Consider the following 22163-nt stretch of genomic DNA (forward strand, 5'->3'; position numbering starts at 1 on the left):
TCAGGCCCTTTCTGTCATTGTTTTCCGGTAGTGTTTCAGTTCCTTCTTTGCCTGTGTAAAATCCGTAATTCTCCATTCCCAGTTCGGAGAGCCGACTGTTCCCGGCGTATTGATATGCCCTTCTTCTCCAAGGCCCAGAATGTCCGCCATTGGAATGATCGCGTACTCTGCCCTGCTCCGGAATGTATAGGTAAGGAGCCGGCCTTTCACGGAGCCCTGTTTGATGCCCTGACGTTTGAGGAAGCGGCGTACCTTTCTTTTTGCTGCCACGCTTAATCCCTCATACCACTGCATCAGCGTATCGTTGTCGTGGGTTCCGGTATAAATGATCATGTTTTCCACATCGTGGAAACTGTCGTAGGCATATTTTCCACCTGTTTCGATGGAAAAGACAAGGATTTTCATCCCTTTCAAATGATAATGGTCTTTTAATTCCAGTACTTCCGGGCGGAGTTCCCCAAGGTCTTCAGCCACCAGATTGAGTCCGTCAATCTTTGCTTTCAGTGTGTCGATGACTTCGTATCCCGGAGCTTCGATCCATTCTCCTTCAATGGCTGTCGGACACTCTGCCGGAATCTTCCAGAAAGTGTCAAACGCCCGGAAATGGTCAATCCGGATGATGTCAAACAGCTTCTGGTTGTATCCGATCCGGTCGGTCCAGAACTGATATCCATGCTCCTTCATATAGTCCCAGTTATAGATCGGGTTGCCCCACCGCTGTCCGGTAGCGCTGAAATAATCAGGCGGTACTCCGGCGATGAAGATCGGCCGTCCGTCTGTGTCCAGAAGGAAGTTATCCTTTCCGCCCCAGACATCTACCGAGTCCACACCCACATAGAACGGCACATCTCCCATGATCTGGATGCCGTTTTCGTTGGCATGCTTTTTCACTGCCATCCACTGAGTGAAAAATTCATACTGAAGGAACATCTGGTAGGCCGCCTCGTCTTCCTGCTCCTTTGCGAGCGGTGCAGGCACTTCCGGCCAGGCTTTGTCTTCTGCTTTCCATTCATTCCAGCAGGCATTGCCGTTTGCCTTTTTCAGGGCACGGAATACCGCGTATTCGTACACCCACGTCTGTCTTGTAAATTCCCGGTACTCTTCCGTCTCCTGAAAATTGGCGAACGCTTCTTTCAGATACGGCTCTTTGAATGCCCGGACTGCATCATAGTCAACGGTTTTTGCGTTTTCCCGGAAGGAAGGCGCCTTCTCTTTCAACAGCCCCCCCTCATAAAGCAGGTCCAGACTGATGTAAAGCTCGTCTCCTGCGCAGGAGGAATACGGCTGATACGGAGAGTTCCCGTATCCCACCGGATTGAGCGGAAGAATCTGCCAGATCTTCACACCGTTTTCCTTCAGGGCATCGACAAACTCATATGCGTATGCACCCAGTTCCCCCACTCCCGTACGGGACGGGAGTGCGGATACCGGCATCAATATTCCTGTTTCTCTCATGATTGATCCCCTTTCATACCACATCCGGCCTACAGATGCCAGATGTCCTCATTGTATTCCCGGATAGTCCGGTCAGAAGAGAAGAATCCGGCTTTCGCAATGTTGACAAGCGCTTTCTTTGCCCATGTCTTCTCATCCTCATAATCTTCGAGCATCTGCTCTTTTGTCTGAATGTAATCTTTCACATCCAGAAGGGTCATGAACCAGTCTTTGGATACAATCTCTTTGTACAGTCTTGCAAGACTCACCGGATCACCGATGCGGATCAGGTCTTTGCTGATGATAAAGTCTACCAGCTCCTCGATCATCGGATCGTTGTCATAAATCTCGCCGGAGTTGTATCCTGCTGTATCGTAAAGTTTGATGACTTCTTCTGATTTTGCGCCGAAGATGTAGATGTTCTCATCTCCTACCAGCTCGTGGATCTCCACGTTTGCTCCATCTTCCGTTCCCAGTGTCACGGCACCGTTAAGCATGAATTTCATGTTTCCGGTTCCGGATGCTTCCTTGGAAGCAAGGGAAATCTGCTCGGAAATGTCACATGCCGGGATCAGTTTTTCCGCCTTGGTAACATTGTAGTTTTCTACCATGACAATCCGCATGTACGGACGTACCGCCGGATCGTTTTCGATCAGTTTCTGCAGGCAGAGGATCAGATGGATGATATCCTTTGCAATCGTATAAGCCGGCGCTGCCTTTGCACCGAAGATCATTGTAATCGGGCGTTTTGGCAGATTGCCTTTCTTGATTTCTTTGTATTTGTAAATTGCATACAGTGCGTTCATCTGCTGTCTCTTGTACTCATGGAGACGTTTGATCTGGATATCAAAGATGGAATTCTCATCGATTTCCACTCCCTGTGTCTGCATCAGATAATTCTTCAAGGCAGTTTTTGCGTTTTTCTTGATCGCTCTCAGATCACCAAGCACTTTCTCATCGTCCTTGTATGCGAGAAGCTTTTCCAGATTGGAAGCGTCATCCATGAATTCCGGTCCGATCAGGTCTGCCAGATAATCGGACAGCTCATGGTTGCAGTGTACAAGCCATCTGCGGAACGTGATTCCGTTCGTCTTATTGTTGAATTTTTCCGGATAAATGTCGTAGAACGGCTTTAACTCGGATCCTTTCAGAATCTCGGTATGAAGAGCCGCTACTCCATTGACTGCGTAGCCAAAGTGAATGTCAATGTGCGCCATATGTACCCGGTCCTGATTATCGATGATGTACACTCTTTCATCGTGGAAGTCTCTTCTGACACGTGCGTCCAGATCCCGGATGATCGGCATCAGGTGCGGAACGACCTTCTCCAGATAATGGATCGGCCATTTTTCCAGTGCCTCTGCCAGAATTGTGTGGTTCGTGTACGCACAGGTTTTTCTTACAACATCCACAGCGGTATCCATGTTAAATCCTCTCTGCATCAGGAGACGGATCAGCTCCGGAATGACCATCGTCGGATGGGTATCGTTGATCTGGATTGCCACATGATCATACAGCTGATAGAGGTTGTATCCTTTCTCCTCCGCCTCTGCAAGGATCAGCTGTGCCGCGTTGCTGACCATGAAATACTGCTGATAGATTCTTAACAGCTGTCCTGCCTCGTCACTGTCATCCGGATAGAGGAAGAGTGTCAGGTTCTTCTTGATATCCTCTTTGTCAAACTGGATACCGTCATGGATGATGGACTCGTCCACAGAATCCAGATCAAACAGATGCAGCTTGTTGCAGCCGTTTTTATAACCCGGCACATCAATATCGTACATTGTGGAAGTCAGAGTGAAATCTTTAAACGGCACTTCAAAATGGCGTTCCGTCTTTGTCAGCCAGCTGTTGTCTGTGATCCACGGGTTTTTCTCTTCTCTCTGCTTGTTGTCAACAAAGGTCTGACGGAACAATCCGTCGTGGTAGTTTAAGCCCACGCCGTCTCCCGGCAGTCCCAGTGTCGCGATGGAATCCAGGAAACATGCTGCCAGACGTCCAAGTCCTCCGTTTCCAAGGGACGGCTCCAGCTCGGCCTCCTCGATTTCTGTAATATCTTTGCCGTGATTTTTCAGTACCTCTCTTGTCTCATCAAACAGGCCAAGGTTAATCAGGTTGTTGGATAACAGTTTTCCAATCAGGAATTCCGCGGAAATATAATAGAGTTTTTTATTTCCTTCATTCCTCTTTATTCCTGCCATTTTCTCTTTTGTAATGCATAAAAGCGCTGTATAAATTTCTTCATTGGACGCATCGCTGATGCTTTTTCCATAGTTTTTCTGTAACATCTCCTGTAATAACTGTTCCATCTTTGTTCTCCTTTCGATGTGTGTTCTTATTTGACTGCTTCATATACACGCAGAATTTCTCCTACGCTCCACGCCTGGGCGAAGCATCCCTTTGACGAGGATGGATTTCCTCCGTCGTAAATCTCCGGAAGCTGTCCGATACAGCCCTCCCTCATGGCGCTTTCCATGACTTCCAGCTGTTCTTTGACTTCTTCTTTCGCCTCTTCGCTGTATCCGCATACCTTCAGATATGCCAGATAATAAGCGCCAAGCGGGAAGGTCCAGACCGTTCCCTGATGATATGCCAGGTCACGTTCTATCATCTCTCCCCCGTAAAACGGGTGGAACTCTTCGTCCCCTTCTTCCAGCGTGCGCAGTCCGTAAGGGGTGTACAGTTTTTCATAGACAGTGCGCACCACCTGCCGTTCCTGATCTTTTTCCAGCATGGTAAACGGCATGGATACGGCCCAGATCTGGTTGCACCGGATCTGCATGTCCGCCTTTGTTCCGGATACGAGATCTTTCAGGCATCCTCTCTCTTCATTCCAGAACTGTTCCCGGAAAGAAGTGCGTGTCCTGTCCGCAAGCACCCCATACCCAGTATATTCCAATCCAAGTTCAGATGCAAATATTTCCATAATCCGAAGTGCATTATACCAGTAGGCATTGATCTCCACCGGTTTGCCATGTCTTGGCGTCGGAAGGATTTCTCCCACCCGGACATCCATCCAGGTCACCTGGTCCAGGCCTTCTCCTGCCCGGATCAGGCCGTCTTCTTCCATCCGGATGCCGTGTCTCGTTCCCTCCCGGTATTTTGTGATGATCCGTTCCATCACAGGCCAGACTTCCTTGACAAAGTCCATATCCCCCGATGCCTGATAATACAGATACACACAGTTGATAAACAAAAGAGCTGCATCCACTGTATTGTACCTCGGCTCATTCTTTCCTTCCGGGAACAGATTCGGCATCAGACCGTCACGCTCGTTTGCTGCAAAGGTCCTCAGGATCTCTTTTGCCGTCTCATACTGCCCGGTTGAAATGCAAACACCCGGAAGAGCAATCATCGTATCCCGGCCCCAGTCCTCAAAGAACGGGAAGCCTGCAAGAATCGTTTTTCCTCCTGTAGATTCCCGGTCTGCCACAAACTGTGCCGCACTCTTTACAAGAACCTTTGCCATCGGATCCGCAAATCCGGCTTTTTCCTCCAGCGCTTTTCTGTACTTCTTTGTCTCCGCAATCACTGCCTGCGCATCGTTTCTGCCTTGTTCCATCGAGCAGACGATAGAAAGTGTCCTTCTTTCTCCTGCCGGAACCTGCATCCGGATCTTCAGCACCGCTTTTGCCGTTCCGCTCTCCCTTCTGCCGTCGCAGGCATCATAGCTGTAATAATACGTCTCTGTCTGCTCCTCCGGGAGGATTTCCCCGTCCGTCTCGAAATAGAGAGTCAATCCGTCTGAAGAAACGGTATTCCCTTTTCGTTCAAACACCTGCTCCTCCGTCAGATCCTCTCCCTTTCTTACAAACTGTAAAAAAGGTGTAACGACAAGCTCTGCATCAAACAGGCTTTGATTTTTCATCTCATAGACAACTGCCACCGTATTTTCCAACTGGGCCATCCCGAGTTCTTTCCGGATCCGGACGCCTTTTGTCTCCCAGCGCCAGACCGGAGTATCCTCAAAGGAGAATGCGGACAGATGCTGGTATCCTTCTTCTTTTGTCCCGTCCGCAAACTCCTGCGTCGAGAGAATCTGTTTCTCTTCTCCGATCCGGATCTCTTCTTTCAGACGATGGATCAGATTGTATCGATGATTCGGTGCCTTCGTACATGCCATCAATAGCGCATGGTCATTTCTCGTAACCGAACCGGTCATCGTCAGAGAGGAAAAACCTCCCAGTCCGTTTGTCAGAAGATAACAGTTTTCCTGTCCTCTTGAAAGTGTTTTAAAATCCTGTTTTCCGTATATCCATTTCATAAGTCTGTCTTCACTTTCCTGTTTGTCCTAGTACTAATACACTGTGGCTGTCCACCTTTACCGTTCCTTCTGTAACAAATGGATCTCTCCACAGATTGCTGCTGTATCCATCCAGAAGGACTTCCCATTTTCCTTCCGGAAGCTCAACCGCAAATTTTTCATTTCTACTATTATAAATAATACATAACGTTTCCCATCTTGACGGTGCTCTTTCGTTTCGATTATCCACCGTAAACCCAACTGCTCCGTCTGTTTTCCACCGGTTCTGAATCCTTTTCCATGCGTTCTCAGACTTGTCGCAAAGTCCCGGAAGCTGTTTTCTCAGATGAATCAGCCCGCTGTAATACTCTGTTAGTTCATACTGTTCATAAGCCCGTTTCCAGTCCAGCCGGTTGATCTCAATCGGCGCATTGTAGGAATTTTCCAGTCCGTCCTTCGTGCGGGCAAATTCCTCTCCGGAAAGGAAGAACAGATTTCCCTGGCAGGTCATGTAGATGGCCGCTGCCATGCGGTTGGCCTGCATCCGTTCTTTCTCATCCGGGATTGTCAGGGAGAGTTTATCCCACAATGTCCAGTTGTCATGGGCAGATACATAGGTGATGACCTGGGAAGGTGCTTTCACCTTCGACTTTGGCCCGCACCAGGCGCGAACGGAAGCAAGAATTTCCTCCTCCAGGCCTTCTCCCCCATTGACAAATCCCGGCTCCTCCCCTTCGAATGTATGACCTTTTACCGCATCCCGTGTATCATCACAGAAGAAGCCTACATGCGGATCCAGCTGGTCCACATGGCATTTCAGTGCCGGAACCGCCTGTTTTTCCATCGGAGTTTCATCTGCAGACCACGGTTCTCCGAATACCATCTTTTCCCCTTTACCATACCGGAGCGCAAGTTCCTTCTCAATCCGGTTCATCAGCCCCGTATCCAGAAGCCCCATCAGGTCAAACCGGAAGCCGTCGATGTGGTATTCTTCAGCCCAGTAAAGAACGGAGTCCAGAATGTAGTTTGCGCACATGCTCCGCTCGCTCGCCACATCGTTCCCACAGGCAGAACCGTTTGCGGTCTCCCCGTTTTCATGGACACGGTAATAGTACCACGGCACCGTTTTCTGGAACCAGGCATCAAGGGAATAGGTATGATTATAAACCACATCCATGATGACCCGGAACCCGTTTTTATGCAGAAACTGGATCATCTCCTTGAATTCCTTGATCCGGACCTCTCCGTTTCTTGGGTCCGTCGAGTAGGAGCCTTCCGGAACGTTATAGTTCACCGGATCGTATCCCCAGTTGAACTCCCCTTCTGTCTTGCTTTCATCCACAGATCCATAATCGTAGACCGGCATCAGCTGCACGTGGGTGATACCGAGTTTCTTCATATAAGAAAAGCCCGTGGGATGCACGCCGTCGTGGTCTAGTGTCGTATTCTCACAGGTAAATGCCTTATACTTCCCCCGGAAGGCTGCCGGGAATCCTCCGGACGGATCCCAGGAATATTCCCCGATATGCAGCTCATAAATAATCTGTTCCTGCTGATAAGCGGGGGAAACATCTTCCTCCCATCCTTTTGGATCTGTTCTTTTTAAATCTACAATCATGCTCCTCTTTCCGTTGATCCCGCAGGCTTTCGCATAAGGATCCGCCGAGCATATCATCTTTCCCTCTATGGAAAGTTCAAAATCATAGTATACTTTGTGAAGCACTTCTTTTGTCCGGTATGCCCAGACACCTTTGCCCTCTTTTACCATCGCTTCCGTCCGGTATGAATCTTCTGATTCTCCATCATGATAGAAGCGGACTGTTACAGACTCGGCCACCGGGCTCCACAGGAGGATGGAAGTTCCATCCTCCGTGCAGGCTGCCCCGAGGTCATGCCCTTCATAGGTATAGTTCTGTTCAAATTCCGGATCTGAATAAAATGTTTTCCATTCTTTTGCTGTCTTTCTCATCTGTCTGTCCCTCATTCAAATCTGATTGTTTTAGCCCTTTACAGCACCGGACATACCGTCCACATAGTATCTCTGCATGAACAGGAAGAGGATCGCGATCGGAATTGAAATCAACACCGCTCCTGCAGCGAAACTTGTGTACCAGCTGTCAATATATTCTTTCTGAAGCATATTCCAAAGTCCGATCGCAACTGTATACTGGTCGGAGTTTGCACGGCAGATTACCTTTGCGAAAATGAAATCCAGCCATGGTGACATGAAAGATGTCAGTACCGTGTAAATAACGATCGGTTTACTAAGCGGCAGTGTAATCTTCGTAAAAATCTGCCACCTTGTACATCCATCGAGAAGCGCCGCCTCGTCCACCGCAATCGGAACCGTATCAAAGAATCCTTTTGCGATCTGGAAGCTTAAGCCCGCTCCTCCTGAATAACACAGGATCAAAGCCAGTTTGATCAGATTGCCTTCTGTAAGGCCAATTGCCTTCAGGATGAAGTACACCGCAATCATTGACATGAATCCAGGAAACAGACCAAGAATCATCGCCATGTTCATGTATGGTTTCCGCAGTTTAAATTTCAGTCTGGACAGACAGTAGGAAACTGCCAGAACATAAAAGGTAGATAAGATACAGGAACATACTGCGATGAACAACGTGTTCATGAACATCTGCGGAAAGTTCAGGATTGATGTATCCGTAAACAGTTTCACATAGTTGTCAAGTGTGAAGCTTTGCGGGAAGAAGGTGGAAACATAGGATCCTTTTTCCGCCCGGAAGCTCGTCAGTATTACCCAGATAATCGGGAATACCCAGATAAACGCCAGTATGGCAAGTACGACATGAACGATCGTATTATTGATAAAACGTCTCTTTTTAGCTGAGCGTACTTTTGTTTTCGCAGCCATGATCTAGAATCCCCCTTCTTCTTTATATGATTTACTGTTGCGGTAAGTAAGGAGCGCCGCAATCGCCAGAATGATAAATGTCAGGATACCGATAACCGCACCGATGTTGTAGTACTGTTTGTCTACGGTCAGTTTGTACAGCCATGTTACAAGCAGGTCAGTGCTTCCTGCCGTGGATTCCAGATTGGTAACCGGATCTCCTCCCGACAACAGGTAGATAACGTTGAAGTTGTTGACGTTTCCTGTAAATGTTGTAATCAGGTATGGTGTCGTCACATACAGCATGTACGGAAGTGTGATCTTAAAGAAGATCTGCACTGCATTGGCGCCGTCCACTCTGGCGGCCTCGTAAAGCTCACCCGGAATATTCTGAAGGACTCCGGTCAGCTGAAGCAGTGTATATGGTACACCAACCCAGATATTGATTACAATAACCGTTACTCTTGCCCACGTTGGATCCGTAAAGAACGGGAGGCTTGCATCCTGCGCAATCAGTCCCAGATTACGAAGCAGGACATTGACCGCGCCTTCCGGCTGAAGCATCGTTCTCATAATCAGAAGAGAAACGAACATCGGAACCGCACAGGAGAGTACGAAGCAGAATCTCCAGAATCCCTTTGCCTTTGTATCTTTCCGGTTGATTACAATAGAAAGAATCATACCGAAAATATAGTTGCTGAATGTTGCGAAGAACGCCCACACAAGTGTCCATCCAAGTACAGACCAGAACGTGCTTCCCAGGATACTGCTGGAATCAAACAGCGCTTTGAAGTTGTCAAGTCCCACCCAGTCAAACAGCATCAGATGATTGTCGATTTTACTGTAGTTCGTAAATGCCATACAGATCATAAAGATCAACGGCAGAATCGTCAGCGCACCGATAAAGATCATCGGCGGAAAATGCGGCTACTATGCACTGGACAGCCTGATGAACGATGTTTCCATCGGAACGCTGCTGCTTCACGCAAAGCTGATGGTGAGAAATTCTACAGGAAAGGCATCGGAAAAGAACTTCTAACAAAAAACTCCTCACAGAAATCACCGTACTACTATGTACCATGCATTTCTGCGGGGAGTTTTTCAGTCTGCCAAAAGCATCGTTTTTTATTTAATCAGTTTTTGTATTTTTTTTGCCTCCGGCGTTCCTGCTTTTCCAAGAATCTCAAACAGCAGCGCTTCGTAGGTGGTCAGAACGGCACCTTCCATCTTTGCCCGCTCCAGAGCCATCTCCATATCCCGCGGCTTTCTGCTGGAAATGCAGTCCGTCACCAGAACCGGCGTATATCCTTTTGCCTTCAGATCGATCACCGTCTGCAGCACGCAGATGTGTGATTCGATTCCACAGATAATTACCGTGCGCTTCTCTCCAAGTTTCGGAATGACTTCCTCAGCCGCACTGTAGCTGATCTTTTCCAGATAGTCACCGGTTCCTGCCGCTTCTGTAATCTCCGGCACTGTCATTCCAAGTCCTCTTGTATACTGCTGCGTGATATAAATCGGAATTCCAAGTTCTCTTAGTCCATTCAGGAGAATCACTGAATGTGCCAGCAGTTCCTCTTTTTCATACATAACCGGCATGAGCCGTTCCTGATAGTCTACCGCTACTGCCGCCATATCTTCCCGTTTCATCAACATCTGCTCTGTCTCCTTTTCTTCTGTCTTTATGGTTCTATTTGTTATTTTTGCATTTGCTCCGCTTCTTCCAGAGACTGGTATCCATAGAAACGGACCATGAATCCGAGATTCTTCTCCGTCAGGTTTTCCCCTTTTTCGGCCATCTCCCGAATCATCCGTGCATACAGTTTGATGGTCCGGTCCGAAAAGGTGCCGATTTCACCTCTTAAATAAGTCTCCTGGGAAGTATCCCATGGTGTGTCTTCCGAGGTATGGATCTTTCTTCCGGTACTGCCAAGCTTCGGATATCTCCGGGCGAAGTCCTCCGCCCACGCAATTTCCTGCCGGATCACTTCTTCCTGCAGACAAATCCGTTCTTCACTCCGCTTTGGAAGAATATCCCGGAAAGCTTCATATTCTTTTGGCGCTGTACTTTCCATCATTCTGGCGTACTTTTCCGTCAGCAGATTCCAGCCGTCCGCCCATGCATCCTGAAGATCCGCAAGATAACTCTTCAATACTTCCTCATTCCACACAAGGAACTGGCTGTTTCTCATAATCTCAAAGGTCTCTTTGTCATCCTGGCAGGAGGCCCTGCCGCCCTCATTGTGAACATTCTGGAACTGCTGCCATTCCATTTCCACAATCTCTTTAATCAACTGGTTTTTGTCCATCATGTCCCTTGTCCTTTTCTATTTCCATCAACTTTTCCAGCACGGATGCCTTGTGGGCTTCCAGGAAATCATCTTCCCTGCCGGAAATTCCCTGCTCTTTCAGCTCGCCTGCCACAATCCGGCAGATCTGTTCGATTTTCTCTTCTATATCTTTATCTGTCGTCTCTTTTTCCATCAGTTCTTCCAGAAGCACCCGGATCTCCGGAATCCGTTGGAATTCTTCCATGCCTTTCATTTTCCATTTGTAAAACGGCATGTAGGTTTTGTTCAGAAGATATGCGGTCTCCACCGACGCAGAAAGAAACTCTGACAGGGAAAAATACATGGCTCCAAGAGCATTTCTCTTTTTGGCCCGCGGGAAATTATACTGCCCCGCCTGAGCCATTTTCCCGAGGGAAACATAGAGCCTTTTCAGCCGGACACTTTCCGGCTCCATGGAAAACGCCGCTCTTCTCTTCGTAAATTTCCCGAGCGGATCATCAAAGATCTCGCCGCTTACTGCGGTCCGCAGAGATTCCTGAGAAATGGGAAGCCAGTCTTTGTCTTCCTTCGGTGCTTTTTTATATCCGGTCAGATTCCGGAAAAAGGTCCCGATCTCAAAGACGCCGACACGCCGCTTCCCCTGCTCCGTCGTATTTCTTGACGCATAGCCCATAAATTCTTTTGGCAGCGCATCATAGGCTTCCTGCAGCTTCTGCCCGATTTTCCGATAATCTTTTTTCGTCAGCCACAGACAGAATCCCGGTCCAAAATCGTGATCCGTGGACCAGGCGTCGTCGTACCCCAGACATTCCGAGCCTTCTCCTACAAGCCCGGCCGCAATCCGTCCGGCATACTCCGGGAACTGCTCTTCGATCATCGTTTTTCCATATTCCTCATAATAAGCTTTTGCAAGTTCCAGACCTTTCATCTGGCTCTTCTCGGCCGCCTGCCGTCTTCTCAGCAGATCCGAGACAATTTCCAGATTCCGTTTTGTCACCTGATAGTACTCATTTTCACCGTAGAACCGGAAAATTTCATCCAGGGCTTTCTGATAGCATGCCTGAGATGCCTCCAGATTTCCTTCATGGAAATACGCTTCGCCAAGTCCGGACAGCGCTGACGCATAGTGAGAATCCTTCCCGTCCGGCATCTTTTCAAAAATCCGGACCGCCTGTTCCATATGCGCTTTTCCTTCGGCCGTCTCGTTCATCTGGAAACAGAGATTTCCCAGGTTCGTATGGGTAATTGCCACTTCTACGTCTGCATCATCCAGCTTTCTGACAATCTCCATTGCCCGCTCCAGCTCCCGTTTCGCCTCTTTCAGACGTCCCGTTTCACTGTACAGAAGACTCAGATTATTATGAAGCGATGCCATATGGTAGTCCGGCCCTGTAATATACCTCCGGTAAATTTCGTATGCCTGTCCGTAGAGCGTTTCCGCCTCCTGATATTTCCCTGCGGCACGGTATCCCGTCGCAGCATTTAACAGCATCGTGCCATACTGCATCGTGCCGTCAAGCCCCAGCTCGTCCGCAAGCTCCATGGCCTGTCTGGTGCAGAGCAGACATTCCTCATACCTTCCTGCCGCCCGGTAATATCCCATCAGTTCATTCAAAATTGCAAGGATCGCTCCGTCATCCCCGCAGGATGCCGCCTCTTTCAGTCCCCGTTTCAGGTACCCTTCTGCTTCACGGCCTTTCCCGGATGCATAGAGCAGATCCAGTCCTTCTAAAAATCGCTGTAGATCAAACATCTCTTCTTCCTATCCTTTCATATCCAGTTCCACCGGACAGTGATCGCTTCCCATGACCTCCGTCAGAATCTTCGCATCTTCCAGACGGTCTTTCAACGCTTCTGACACTACGAAGTAGTCAATACGCCACCCTGCGTTCTTCTTTCTTGCGCTGAACCGGTAGGACCACCAGGAATAAATTCCTTCCTGATCCGGATAAAAATACCGGAAAGTATCGATAAAGCCAGCAGCTTTCAGCGTCCGGAATTTGTCCCGCTCTTCATCGGTAAATCCGGCGTTTTTCCGGTTGGTCTTCGGGTTCTTAAGGTCAATCTCTTCGGCTGCGACGTTCAGGTCTCCGCAGAAAACAACCGGTTTTTTCTCTTCCAGGCGCTTCAAATATGCAAGAAAATCCGTCTCCCATTGCATCCGGTAATCCAGTCTTGCAAGTTCACTCTGGGAATTCGGTGTATAAACCGTGACAAAATAAAAGTCCTCAAACTCCAGAGTAATCACACGCCCTTCCTGATCGTGCTCTTCGATGCCGATGCCGTACTGTACCGAAATCGGCTCCCGTTTCGTAAAAATAGCAGTTCCGGAGTATCCTTTCCGTACCGCATAGTTCCAGTACTGATGATATCCCGGAAGCTCCAGATCCAACTGTCCCTCCTGCATCTTTGTCTCCTGAATACAGAAAATATCTGCATCCGCCTCCTGAAAGAAATCCAGAAATCCTTTCTGCACACATGCGCGGATTCCATTTACATTCCATGATATAAACTTCATGTAACTTTCCTCCTGTATCTTATCTGATTTTCATTTTAAATTCATCATTACCAGACTAGTATACCATGAATCCATGTGGTAAACTATAACTACTTCTGTCAGGAAAGGAAAGTTATCATGAGAATCAAAAAAATCACAGAAAACAAAAAGCAGTTCCTGGACCTGCTTCTGCTTGCCGATGAGCAGGAAAGCATGATTGACCGTTATCTGGAAGCCGGCGACATGTATGCGCTTTATGATGAAGATCTCAAAGGCGTCTGTGTCGTGACATGCAGTGATGACGGCACCTGCGAGCTGAAAAATATCGCGGTTTACGAACATTGTCAGGGATCTGGATATGGCAGGAAGATGATCGATTATGTCTGCGGACTTTATTCCGGAAAGTATCATACCATGTATGTCGGAACCGGAGACAGCCCGCTGACTGTCCCGTTTTATAAAAAATGCGGCTTCACCGAATCCCACCGGGTGAAAAACTTCTTTACCGACAACTACGATCATCCTATTTTCGAATGCGGAATTCAGCTCGTGGATATGGTCTATTTGAAAAAAGAACTGTAAAAACACAGGAGGATCCTGCCGTGCGGCATGATCCTCCTTCCCATTATCTCTTTTCTTCCTGATAATAAACTTCTTTTAAAAACAGTCCCTGTGCCGGAGCCAGAAATCCGGCGCAGGCCCGGCTTTTCGCTTTCAGAATCTCCGGTATGTCCCTGGCACTCTTCTTTCCGCTTCCCACTTCCAGAAGAGTCCCGCTTAGAATCCGCACCATATGGTACATAAATCCGTTTCCCCGAAAGGACATGCAAAGGGAATCTCCACTTTTTTCTATCCGTATCTCATCGATCCTTCTCGTGCATCCTTTCTCATCTTTCCGGTCGGTAAAGCTGGAAAAATCATGTCTTCCGAGCAGATATCCCGCGGCCTGTTCCATTTCCTCGATATCCAGTTTTTCCGGATAATGACACGTATACCTTCTGGAAAATACCTGCTGCTTTTCCCGCAAGTCTACATGATACTCGTAACATTTCCCTTTGGCGCTCCGGCGTCCGTGAAAGGTATTCGGGACCAGTTCCATTCTGCGGATCCGAATGTCCTCCGGAAGACCTGCATTGAGTTTTCTTAAGAATTCTCTTTCCTCCACTTTCCCTGAAAGCCTCAGGCTTGCCACCTGTCCTCTGGCGTGGACTCCGGCATCCGTTCTCCCGGATCCCTGGATTTTCACTTCATATCCGGTCAATTTGCAAATGGCATCTTCTATCACATTCTGGATCGTATTCTCTGCTCCCGGCTGCCGCTGCCATCCCTGGTAACGGGTACCGTCATAGGAGATCGTCAGTTTATACGTTCTCATATCCTTGCCTCTCCTTTCAAGAACTTCTCCATCACATTTCTGAGAAGTGTCTGAATTTCCTCCTCAGAAAGTCTCATGTTCCCTCCATAAAGCTGCGTCGCAATTCCATGGGCATAAAAACGGACATCCCGGTACAAGCCTTCACTTTCTTGAATGGAAATTTTAAACTGTTCGGCCGTACACTCGATTGTCTCTCGGTTCCACGGAGAATCAATGACCTCCTGGACTGTACGAGACCCAAGAAGCGGATTTACGAAGAGAGCTCCAAAGAAATTCCGCTCTTTTCTGGCAAAATTGATATAGGCAAAGCTGATCGTAAACAGATAGTCTGCCTTATCAATATATTGATTGATAAACTCAGTATAGTACTCGTCGATTCTGAGCTTTACCTCCGCTTTCAGTTCATTCATATCCTGAAAAGACTGAAAAATCGGCATTGTAGAGCAGTTCAGCTGTTTCGCGAGATATCTGGCATTCAGGCTTTCAATACCTTCCTCGTGAATGATCTCAAATGCCTTCTGCAAAATCAGTTCCTTTGTAATTCTCTTTTTCGGCGGCATGAAAAGTTCCTCCCTCCTTTTTAATATCATACGTTATATAACATTAGTTATTATAAGGGTGTTTTCTTTTTTCGTCAAGTATTTTCCGTAATTTATGTCATTGGATGTTGCTGCTCACACTCTTCCCATAACGCAAACAGGAGAATCCTTTCGGATCCTCCTATTTTTTATCCAGTATACTTTTCAATTCTTCCATGAACGTATTGACGTCCTTAAATTCACGATAAACAGATGCGAAGCGCACATAGGCAACCTCATCCAGATCTTTGAGTCTTCTCATAACAATCTCACCGATCACCTTGCTCGGAATCTCTTTTTCCTCGCGATTGAAAATCTCATTCTCGATCTGCTCAACCGTCTTTTCAATCACTTCAGCCGGAACCGGTCTTTTATAGCACGCCTGAAGAATGCCCTTTTCGATCTTTTCCCGGTCGTACTGCTCTCTGTTATTGTCCTTTTTAATGACAATCAGAGGGATTGTCTCTACTTTCTCGTAGGTCGTAAACCGCTTTCCACAGGAATCGCAGGAGCGTCGCCTGCGTATTGAAGATCCATCCTCAGCAGGGCGGGAATCAATCACTCTTGTATCCGGATTGCCGCAGTATGGACATTTCATCTCATGTACCATCCTTTCTCCAAAATCTGGTATCAGTATACCATTACCATTTTAGGCGGTCAACATATTCTCCGTTTTATCTGCACTCACACAAGAATTTTTCCTCGCAAATATCCACCAGAATGATATCCGGCCCCACTTTGCAGATACATTCAAATGGAATCACATATTCACTGTCATATCCAAACAGGCCTCCCAGTCTTCCAGGACCCGGTACAACAATCGCCTGGACACAGCCTTTTTTCATATCCACCACCAGATCTGCCACACAGCCAAGGCGTCTGCAGTTCACTGTGTTGATGACCTCTTTTTCTCTCAGATCACAAAGCCTCATTTTATTTCCCTCCCGTTACCCGGAATCCTGCGGCGCAGAACGTCTATCGCCTTTTCGGACAAAAAAGACGCATACACCGGTCTTATCACCAGCATATGCGTCCATTCTTCTTTTGCTACATATCAAAATCTATTACAGATTCATTACTTTTTCACTTTCAAATGCTTTTGCGATCACTGCCGTCAAAATGCCGCCAAGCACTAATGTCATAACAAGAGTCACACCGTACTGTGCCATCGTCACTTCCGATGTCAGAATCCCTTTTAAAGCGAGCGCAGTATTATAAAATGGTATCAGATAATCTTTCATTCCGGCCTCGCTTGTCGTGAACATGGTCATCATTCCAATTACCAGCACTACCATGTATGCCGGAGTAATGTAGGTGCTTGCCTCCTTCAGATCTCTCGCAAACACAGAGATCAGAATGACAATCGCCGAGTAAAGGAACGAAATTGCCACCAGAAGTACACCGATCATGGCAATCTGTTCCGGTGTAATCTCAATGTCCAGCCCGCTGTCTCCGCCCAGAATCTTCGGGAATGTCGCACCCATCACGACAATGTAGATAACCGAAGAGACTCCGGAAATCGTCATCAGTGCAAATACTTTTCCGAGTACAATGGATTTTCTCTTGACCGGAGTCACGAGAAGACTCGCCATCGTTCCTCTCTCCTTTTCTCCGGCAATCATGTCAGTTCCGATTCCCATCGCCCCTGCAAAGAGCAGAATTGTGATGAAATACGGGAGCATCATACCGAGTGCTTTGCCGCTTGCTTTCTGATCATCCTGAACAATCATATCTTTATTGTCGCTGTTGACAGTAAAGATCTGAAGCCCGTTCATATCTGCCACTCTCTGGGACAGCAAGGTCTGACGGTATGCTTCCAGCGTCTGATTGGAAATCAGTTCATAAGCACTGGCAGAATAATCCTCGGACGGATTGTAATACGTCTTGATCTGCGGCACTTCATCTCCTGTCTGATATTCCTGAATTATGGAATCAAAATTCTCCGGGAATTCAATCAGGAGATCCGCATCTCCGTTCCGCAGAAGATCCATAACATTTTCTCTTTCACTGTCTGTTTTTATGGTATTGACCTCCATATTCAGATCAGCAGCTTCCAGAAATGCGCTGAAACTGTCCGGCTTATTGATCATGTATACAATCGACTTATGGCTCTGGATATCCTCTGCCTGACGTGTTGCAAGATTTCCCACAAGTGCCATAATTCCTACCATGATCAGGACAGGAAGCAGAAAGACCGAAAAGATCATTTTTTTATCTTTGAAAATACGTGCAAGTTCTTTTTTGTATATCGTTTTCATCTTACGCTTCCCCCTTTACACTTTTAAAGTATTCGAAGAAAGCATCTTCCAGATCGTGAGTACCTGTCTCCTCCAGAATTTCGGCAAGCGTTCCCTCTGCTCTCTTTTTCCCGTCAATAATAATCCCGATCCGGTCGCAGAGCTTTTCTGCTTCGGACATGATATGGGTAGAAATAATGACAAGCTTTCCTTCTTCTTTCAGTTTTCTCAGATAGTCGGTTACACTTCTCGCTGTAATAATATCAAGTCCGTTCGTCGGCTCGTCAAAAATCACCACTTCCGGATCATGAATCAGGCTGACTGCAATGGCCGCTTTCTGCTTCATACCTGTGGAAAGTTCTTTGATCTTTTTATGCGCAAAGTCATTAATTCCAAAATATGTAAATAACTCTTCTTTTCTCGTTTTAATCTGATCCGGTGCAATCCCTCTGAGTTCTCCGAAGAAATCAAACAGATAATCTACCGAGAACTGCGGATCCAGCTTAATATCACTTGTCAGGAACCCAATACTCTTTCTGACTGCCTCCGAGTTCTTCTGCACCTCGTTTCCATTTACATAAATCTCTCCCGAAGACGGTTTGATGATCGTCGCAATACACCGCAGCGTCGTCGTTTTCCCCGCTCCGTTCGGGCCGAGCAGCCCATAGATCTCCCCTGATTTTGCAGTCAACGTCAGGTGATCCACCGCTGTCTTTTTCGGATTCTTTGTGTGAGATTCCTGCATCTGCTTTTTATTCAGCTTGTAAATCTTTGTCAGGTCATGAATCTCAATTTGAACACTCTCATTCATAGCCTTTTCCTCCATCTGTCATTCAGTGTCATGAATTTTCTTGACTCTTTATCATAATTGCATCTCTTTTGCCTTCTGTCAAGTAAAATCTTATGACAATTTTACCCTCCCCCGATAATTTTTTGTCAAGTATTTTCATTCATTTTCTGGATTCTCCGGCTGATCAGCCCTGATTTTGTTCAGAAATGTGTTTGACCGCTGATTATGATTTTGCGGTCTATGAAATGATACTCCCGGTTTACAGAGATTCTGATCTTCTGTCAACCGGGAGTAATTGATTTGTTTTCACATATTTTATGCAAACTGACTTTCGTACAGCTGCTTATAAAATCCATTTTTCGCCAGCAGTTCTTCGTGTGTTCCCTGCTCAATGATATTTCCGTCTTTCATGACGAGGATCCGGTCCGCCGTGCGGATCGTGGATAAGCGATGTGCCACGATGAAACTGGTTCGTCCATCCATAAGCTTCTCAAAAGCCTGCTGCACCCGGATCTCAGTCCGTGTATCGATGGAAGAGGTGGCCTCATCAAGAATCAGTACCGGAGGCAGTCTGAGCATGACTCTGGCAATACATAAAAGCTGTTTCTGTCCCTGTGAAAGATTGCCGCCTTCTTCAGAGATTACCGTATCGTATCCATCCGGCATTCTTGTGATAAATCCGTGGGCATGCGCTTCTTTCGCCGCATGAATGATCTCTTCTCTCGTTGCATCCGGATTTCCGTAGGCAATATTTTCTGCAATCGTCGCGGATTTCAGCCAGGTCTCCTGAAGTACCATTCCATAATTTTCTCTCAGGCTATCCCTTGTAATATGCCGGATATCCTCACCTTCCATACGGATAACCCCTGCATCTACATCATAGAAACGCATGAGAAGATTGATGAGAGTCGTCTTTCCGCATCCTGTCGGACCGACAATCGCAATCTTCTGCCCCGGCTTTACGTTCAGATTCAGATCTTTCAGAAGCGGTACTTCTTTCTTATAAGAAAAGCTTACGTGTTCCAGATCCAGGTTTCCTTTTGCATCTATCAGTACCACGGCGTCCTTATCATCTTTCGGCTCCGGTTCTTCTTCGATAAAATCAAACACCCTTTTTGCGCAGGCAAGTGCATTTTGGAGTTCCGTCACGACACCGGAAATCTCATTAAACGGTTTTGTATACTGATTCGCATAGGTCAGAAAGCAGGAAAGCTGTCCGACGCTGATGATCCCGGACATCGCGCTTAACGCCCCCGTGATTCCAACCCCCATATAGACAAGGTTATTGACAAACCGAGTACTCGGGTTCGTAATGGACGAAAAGAAAATCGCTTTCAGGCTGTAGGTTTTCAGTTTTCCATTGATTTCGTCAAACCGTTCGGAAGCGGTGCTTCCGTATCCGAATGCCTGTACTACTTTCTGATTTCCTACCATCTCGTTAACGAGCGATGTCATATCCGCCCTTGCTTCCGACTGTTTTTTAAACATCTGGTATGTCCGTTTTGCAATGAATCCCGCAACAAAGAAGGACAATGGTGTGAGCAGCACGACAACCAGAGTAATTTTCACATCAATGGTCAGCATGAAAATCAATGTCGTAACAATTGTTACTACTCCGGAGAAAAACTGGGTAAATCCCATCAAAAGTCCGTCCGAAAACTGCTCCACGTCTGTGATAATCCTGCTGATGGTATCTCCATTTGCATGGCTGTCCACATAAGAAAGGGGCAGTCTTTCCAGTTTTTTAAATGCTTTTAGCCGTACGTCTCTTACTACCCGGTAGGTAATCTGATTATTGCACAGATTCATCAGCCACTGTCCCACACCTGTAATCGCAATGATAACGGCAAGTTTTTTCAGAATATCAAGAATCCGGTCAAACAGTACCTGATCTTTTCCTATAATAAAATCAATAGCATCACCAACCAGAATCGGTGCATACAGGGTCAGCACTCCTGTCAAGACTGCGAAAAGGAGCGATAAAATCACATAAAACGAATATGGTCTGATATAAAAAAGTACCTTTTTCCATGTACTGTCCTGCTTATGCATGCTGGCCCACCTCCTTTTCTGAAAGCTGAGAGAGACAGATTTCTCTGTAAACCTCGCATGATTTCATCAGTTCATCATGTGTGCCGATTCCGGCAATCTTTCCATCATCCATGACAATGATCCGGTCCGCCTGCATGACAGATGCCGCTCTTTGTGATACAACAAAGACCGTCATATCTTTCAGGCCTTTGACAGCTTTCCGAAGCCTGGCATCCGTTGCAAAATCCAGTGCAGATGCACTGTCATCCAGGATCAGGATCTGCGGCTTTCGTACAAGAGCACGGGCAATCGTCAGTCTCTGTTTCTGTCCGCCGGAAAGATTTTTTCCTCCCTCATTAATCAGTGTGTCCAGACCGTCCGGCTTTCCTTCCACAACCTCCAGTGCCTGGGCAGTGCGGATCGCTTCCATGATCTGCTCATCATCTGCATCTTCATTTCCAACTTTCATATTGTCACGGATCGTTCCGCGGAAAAGAACTGCTCTTTGCGGAACCATACCGATCTTCTTTCTTAGTTCTTCAATCTTATAATTACGGACATCCTCTCCGTCTACGGTCACACTTCCTTCCGCCACGTCATAAAAGCGCGGAATCATCTGTACAAGCGTAGACTTTCCGGAACCGGTTCCTCCGATTACCCCGATCATCTCTCCCTTTTTCACAGAGAAATCCAGACCGGTGACCGCATAAACCTTACTCTCCGGATAGGCAAACGACACCTGATGGAATGCTGCCGCTTCCCTTGTCTGCTCCTGCTCTGCCCCCTCTTTATCTGTCACTTTCTTAACTCCGTCTCCATCCTGAATGGACGGTTCCAGTGCAAATACTTCATTGATACGGTTGGCACAGGCAAGCGCTTTTGTAAAGCTGACAATCAGATTGGACAACGCCACCAGCGCAGTGAGAATCTGTGTCATGTAGTTTACAAGGGCGATGACCTCTCCCTGTGTAATGCCACCCGCGTATGTTTCCCGGCCTCCAAACCAGACAATGGCTATGGTCGCCACGTTGACGATAATGTAGGTTGCCGGATTTAAAAGAGCCGAAATTTTTCCGACCAGCATCTGTGCTGCCAGAAATTTTGCATTCTCCGCCTTGAATTCATCCCGTTCTCTTCCCTGCATGCCAAAAGCCCGGATGACGCGGATTCCTTCCAGATTTTCTCTTGTAGAAAGTAAAATCCGGTCAAGCAGTTTCTGTACCTTCCGGTAAAGCGGAATCGATACCACCATGATCCCGTAGATCACCAGCGCCAGAAGCGGCACCGCAACTACAAAAATCAACGCAAGCTTCACACTGATGGTAAACGCCATAATCAGCGCACCGACAACGATAAACGGGGAACGAAGGAAGAGCCGCAGAACCAGATTGACCCCGGACTGCACCTGGTTGATATCACTCGTGATCCTTGTTACCAGAGTCGCGCTCCCTGCCCGGTCAATTTCCGCATAGGAAAGGCTCTGGATATGCCGGAACATATCATGTCGCAGGGCCGTTCCGAATCCGACGGATGCCTTTGCTGCAAAATACTGGGCTGTCAGCGAACATGCCAGTCCAAGTACCGCAAACAGAATCAAAATGCTCCCCATCCGCAGGATGTATCCTGTGTCCTGATTTCGGATTCCAATGTCTATCATGTTCGCCATAATGAGCGGCACCACCAGCTCAAAGCAGGCCTCCAGAAGCTTAAACAACGGACCGATGACACTCTCCTTTTTGTAATCATTCAGATACTTCAACAATTTTCTCATTTCTTTGATCTCCTATTCGATGCTTTCTTTATTATAAGGTCTTGGACCTGCCCCCGCAAGTA

The 22163-nt window shown here is 47.3% G+C and carries 19 protein-coding genes; 1 reads left to right on the forward strand and 18 read right to left on the reverse strand.

Going from position 1 to position 22163, the window contains the following annotated elements; genetic code table 11:
• The 10 genes from malQ to B5E64_RS08515 all read right to left on the reverse strand — a co-directional run bounded on the left by malQ (position 1) and on the right by B5E64_RS08515 (position 13340).
• Positions 1 to 1455 carry a 4-alpha-glucanotransferase gene (gene malQ / locus B5E64_RS08470; protein ID WP_087168089.1) on the reverse strand — a complete coding sequence of 485 codons (1455 nt, stop codon included), beginning with the start codon at positions 1453 to 1455 and terminating at the stop codon, positions 1 to 3.
• Between the two features lie 29 nt (positions 1456 to 1484).
• Entirely contained in the window at positions 1485 to 3743 is a 2259-nt protein-coding gene (locus B5E64_RS08475) for a glycogen/starch/alpha-glucan phosphorylase (protein WP_087168090.1), read from the reverse strand.
• A gap of 26 nt (positions 3744 to 3769) precedes the next feature.
• A complete protein-coding gene (locus tag B5E64_RS08480; RefSeq protein WP_087168091.1) occupies positions 3770 to 5698 on the reverse strand; it encodes an amylo-alpha-1,6-glucosidase in 1929 nt (642 codons plus the stop codon).
• 10 nt (positions 5699 to 5708) lie between these two features.
• Positions 5709 to 7646 carry a type I pullulanase gene (gene pulA / locus B5E64_RS08485; RefSeq protein WP_087168092.1) on the reverse strand — a complete coding sequence of 646 codons (1938 nt, stop codon included), beginning with the start codon at positions 7644 to 7646 and terminating at the stop codon, positions 5709 to 5711.
• 30 nt (positions 7647 to 7676) lie between these two features.
• Positions 7677 to 8552 (reverse strand): sugar ABC transporter permease, encoded by an 876-nt coding sequence (locus B5E64_RS08490; RefSeq protein ID WP_087168093.1) that lies wholly within the window; start codon positions 8550 to 8552, stop codon positions 7677 to 7679.
• A gap of 3 nt (positions 8553 to 8555) precedes the next feature.
• Positions 8556 to 9443 (reverse strand): sugar ABC transporter permease, encoded by an 888-nt coding sequence (locus B5E64_RS08495; protein ID WP_330677477.1) that lies wholly within the window; start codon positions 9441 to 9443, stop codon positions 8556 to 8558.
• A 213-nt stretch (positions 9444 to 9656) separates the two neighbouring features.
• On the reverse strand, positions 9657 to 10187 hold the full coding sequence (locus tag B5E64_RS08500) for an isochorismatase family protein (RefSeq protein WP_087168094.1): 531 nt from the start codon (positions 10185 to 10187) through the stop codon (positions 9657 to 9659).
• Positions 10188 to 10228: 41 nt separating this feature from the next.
• Complete coding sequence (locus B5E64_RS08505) at positions 10229 to 10843, reverse strand: DUF4125 family protein (RefSeq protein WP_204229570.1); 615 nt, start codon at positions 10841 to 10843, stop codon at positions 10229 to 10231.
• The gene (locus B5E64_RS08510) at positions 10818 to 12575 is read right to left on the reverse strand and encodes a DUF4037 domain-containing protein (RefSeq protein WP_087168095.1); all 1758 of its coding nucleotides are present in this window, start codon (positions 12573 to 12575) and stop codon (positions 10818 to 10820) included. The genes B5E64_RS08505 and B5E64_RS08510 overlap by 26 nt, the downstream gene beginning before the upstream one ends.
• 9 nt (positions 12576 to 12584) lie before the next feature.
• Positions 12585 to 13340, reverse strand: a complete 756-nt coding sequence (locus tag B5E64_RS08515; protein WP_087168096.1) for an exodeoxyribonuclease III — start codon at positions 13338 to 13340, stop codon at positions 12585 to 12587.
• Positions 13341 to 13457: 117 nt separating this feature from the next.
• Here B5E64_RS08515 and B5E64_RS08520 point away from each other — a divergent pair, with 117 nt between their 5' ends.
• Entirely contained in the window at positions 13458 to 13901 is a 444-nt protein-coding gene (locus B5E64_RS08520; RefSeq protein WP_087168097.1) for a GNAT family N-acetyltransferase, read from the forward strand.
• 43 nt (positions 13902 to 13944) lie between these two features.
• Here the strand turns inward: B5E64_RS08520 and truA are convergent, their stop codons facing one another.
• The 8 genes from truA to B5E64_RS08560 all read right to left on the reverse strand — a co-directional run bounded on the left by truA (position 13945) and on the right by B5E64_RS08560 (position 22101).
• Positions 13945 to 14694, reverse strand: coding sequence for a tRNA pseudouridine(38-40) synthase TruA (truA, locus tag B5E64_RS08525; RefSeq protein WP_087168098.1), 750 nt, complete (start codon positions 14692 to 14694; stop codon positions 13945 to 13947).
• Entirely contained in the window at positions 14691 to 15254 is a 564-nt protein-coding gene (locus tag B5E64_RS08530; RefSeq protein ID WP_087168099.1) for a TetR/AcrR family transcriptional regulator, read from the reverse strand. Before B5E64_RS08530 ends, truA begins: the two co-directional genes overlap by 4 nt.
• Positions 15255 to 15414: 160 nt before the next feature.
• Complete coding sequence (gene nrdR, locus B5E64_RS08535) at positions 15415 to 15870, reverse strand: transcriptional regulator NrdR (RefSeq protein WP_087168175.1); 456 nt, start codon at positions 15868 to 15870, stop codon at positions 15415 to 15417.
• Between the two features lie 76 nt (positions 15871 to 15946).
• Complete coding sequence (locus B5E64_RS08540) at positions 15947 to 16204, reverse strand: YlmC/YmxH family sporulation protein (RefSeq protein WP_087168100.1); 258 nt, start codon at positions 16202 to 16204, stop codon at positions 15947 to 15949.
• 132 nt (positions 16205 to 16336) lie between these two features.
• Positions 16337 to 17530, reverse strand: coding sequence for an ABC transporter permease (locus B5E64_RS08545; RefSeq protein WP_087168101.1), 1194 nt, complete (start codon positions 17528 to 17530; stop codon positions 16337 to 16339).
• A gap of 1 nt (position 17531) precedes the next feature.
• Positions 17532 to 18320 carry an ABC transporter ATP-binding protein gene (locus B5E64_RS08550; protein WP_087168102.1) on the reverse strand — a complete coding sequence of 263 codons (789 nt, stop codon included), beginning with the start codon at positions 18318 to 18320 and terminating at the stop codon, positions 17532 to 17534.
• Positions 18321 to 18614: 294 nt separating this feature from the next.
• The gene (locus B5E64_RS08555; protein ID WP_087168103.1) at positions 18615 to 20351 is read right to left on the reverse strand and encodes an ABC transporter ATP-binding protein; all 1737 of its coding nucleotides are present in this window, start codon (positions 20349 to 20351) and stop codon (positions 18615 to 18617) included.
• On the reverse strand, positions 20344 to 22101 hold the full coding sequence (locus B5E64_RS08560; protein ID WP_087168104.1) for an ABC transporter ATP-binding protein: 1758 nt from the start codon (positions 22099 to 22101) through the stop codon (positions 20344 to 20346). Before B5E64_RS08560 ends, B5E64_RS08555 begins: the two co-directional genes overlap by 8 nt.
• Positions 22102 to 22163: the final 62 nt, after the last annotated feature.

It is taken from the genome of Drancourtella sp. An12, from assembly GCF_002160935.1.
Taxonomy (GTDB): Bacteria; Bacillota; Clostridia; order Lachnospirales; family Lachnospiraceae; genus Sellimonas; species Sellimonas catena.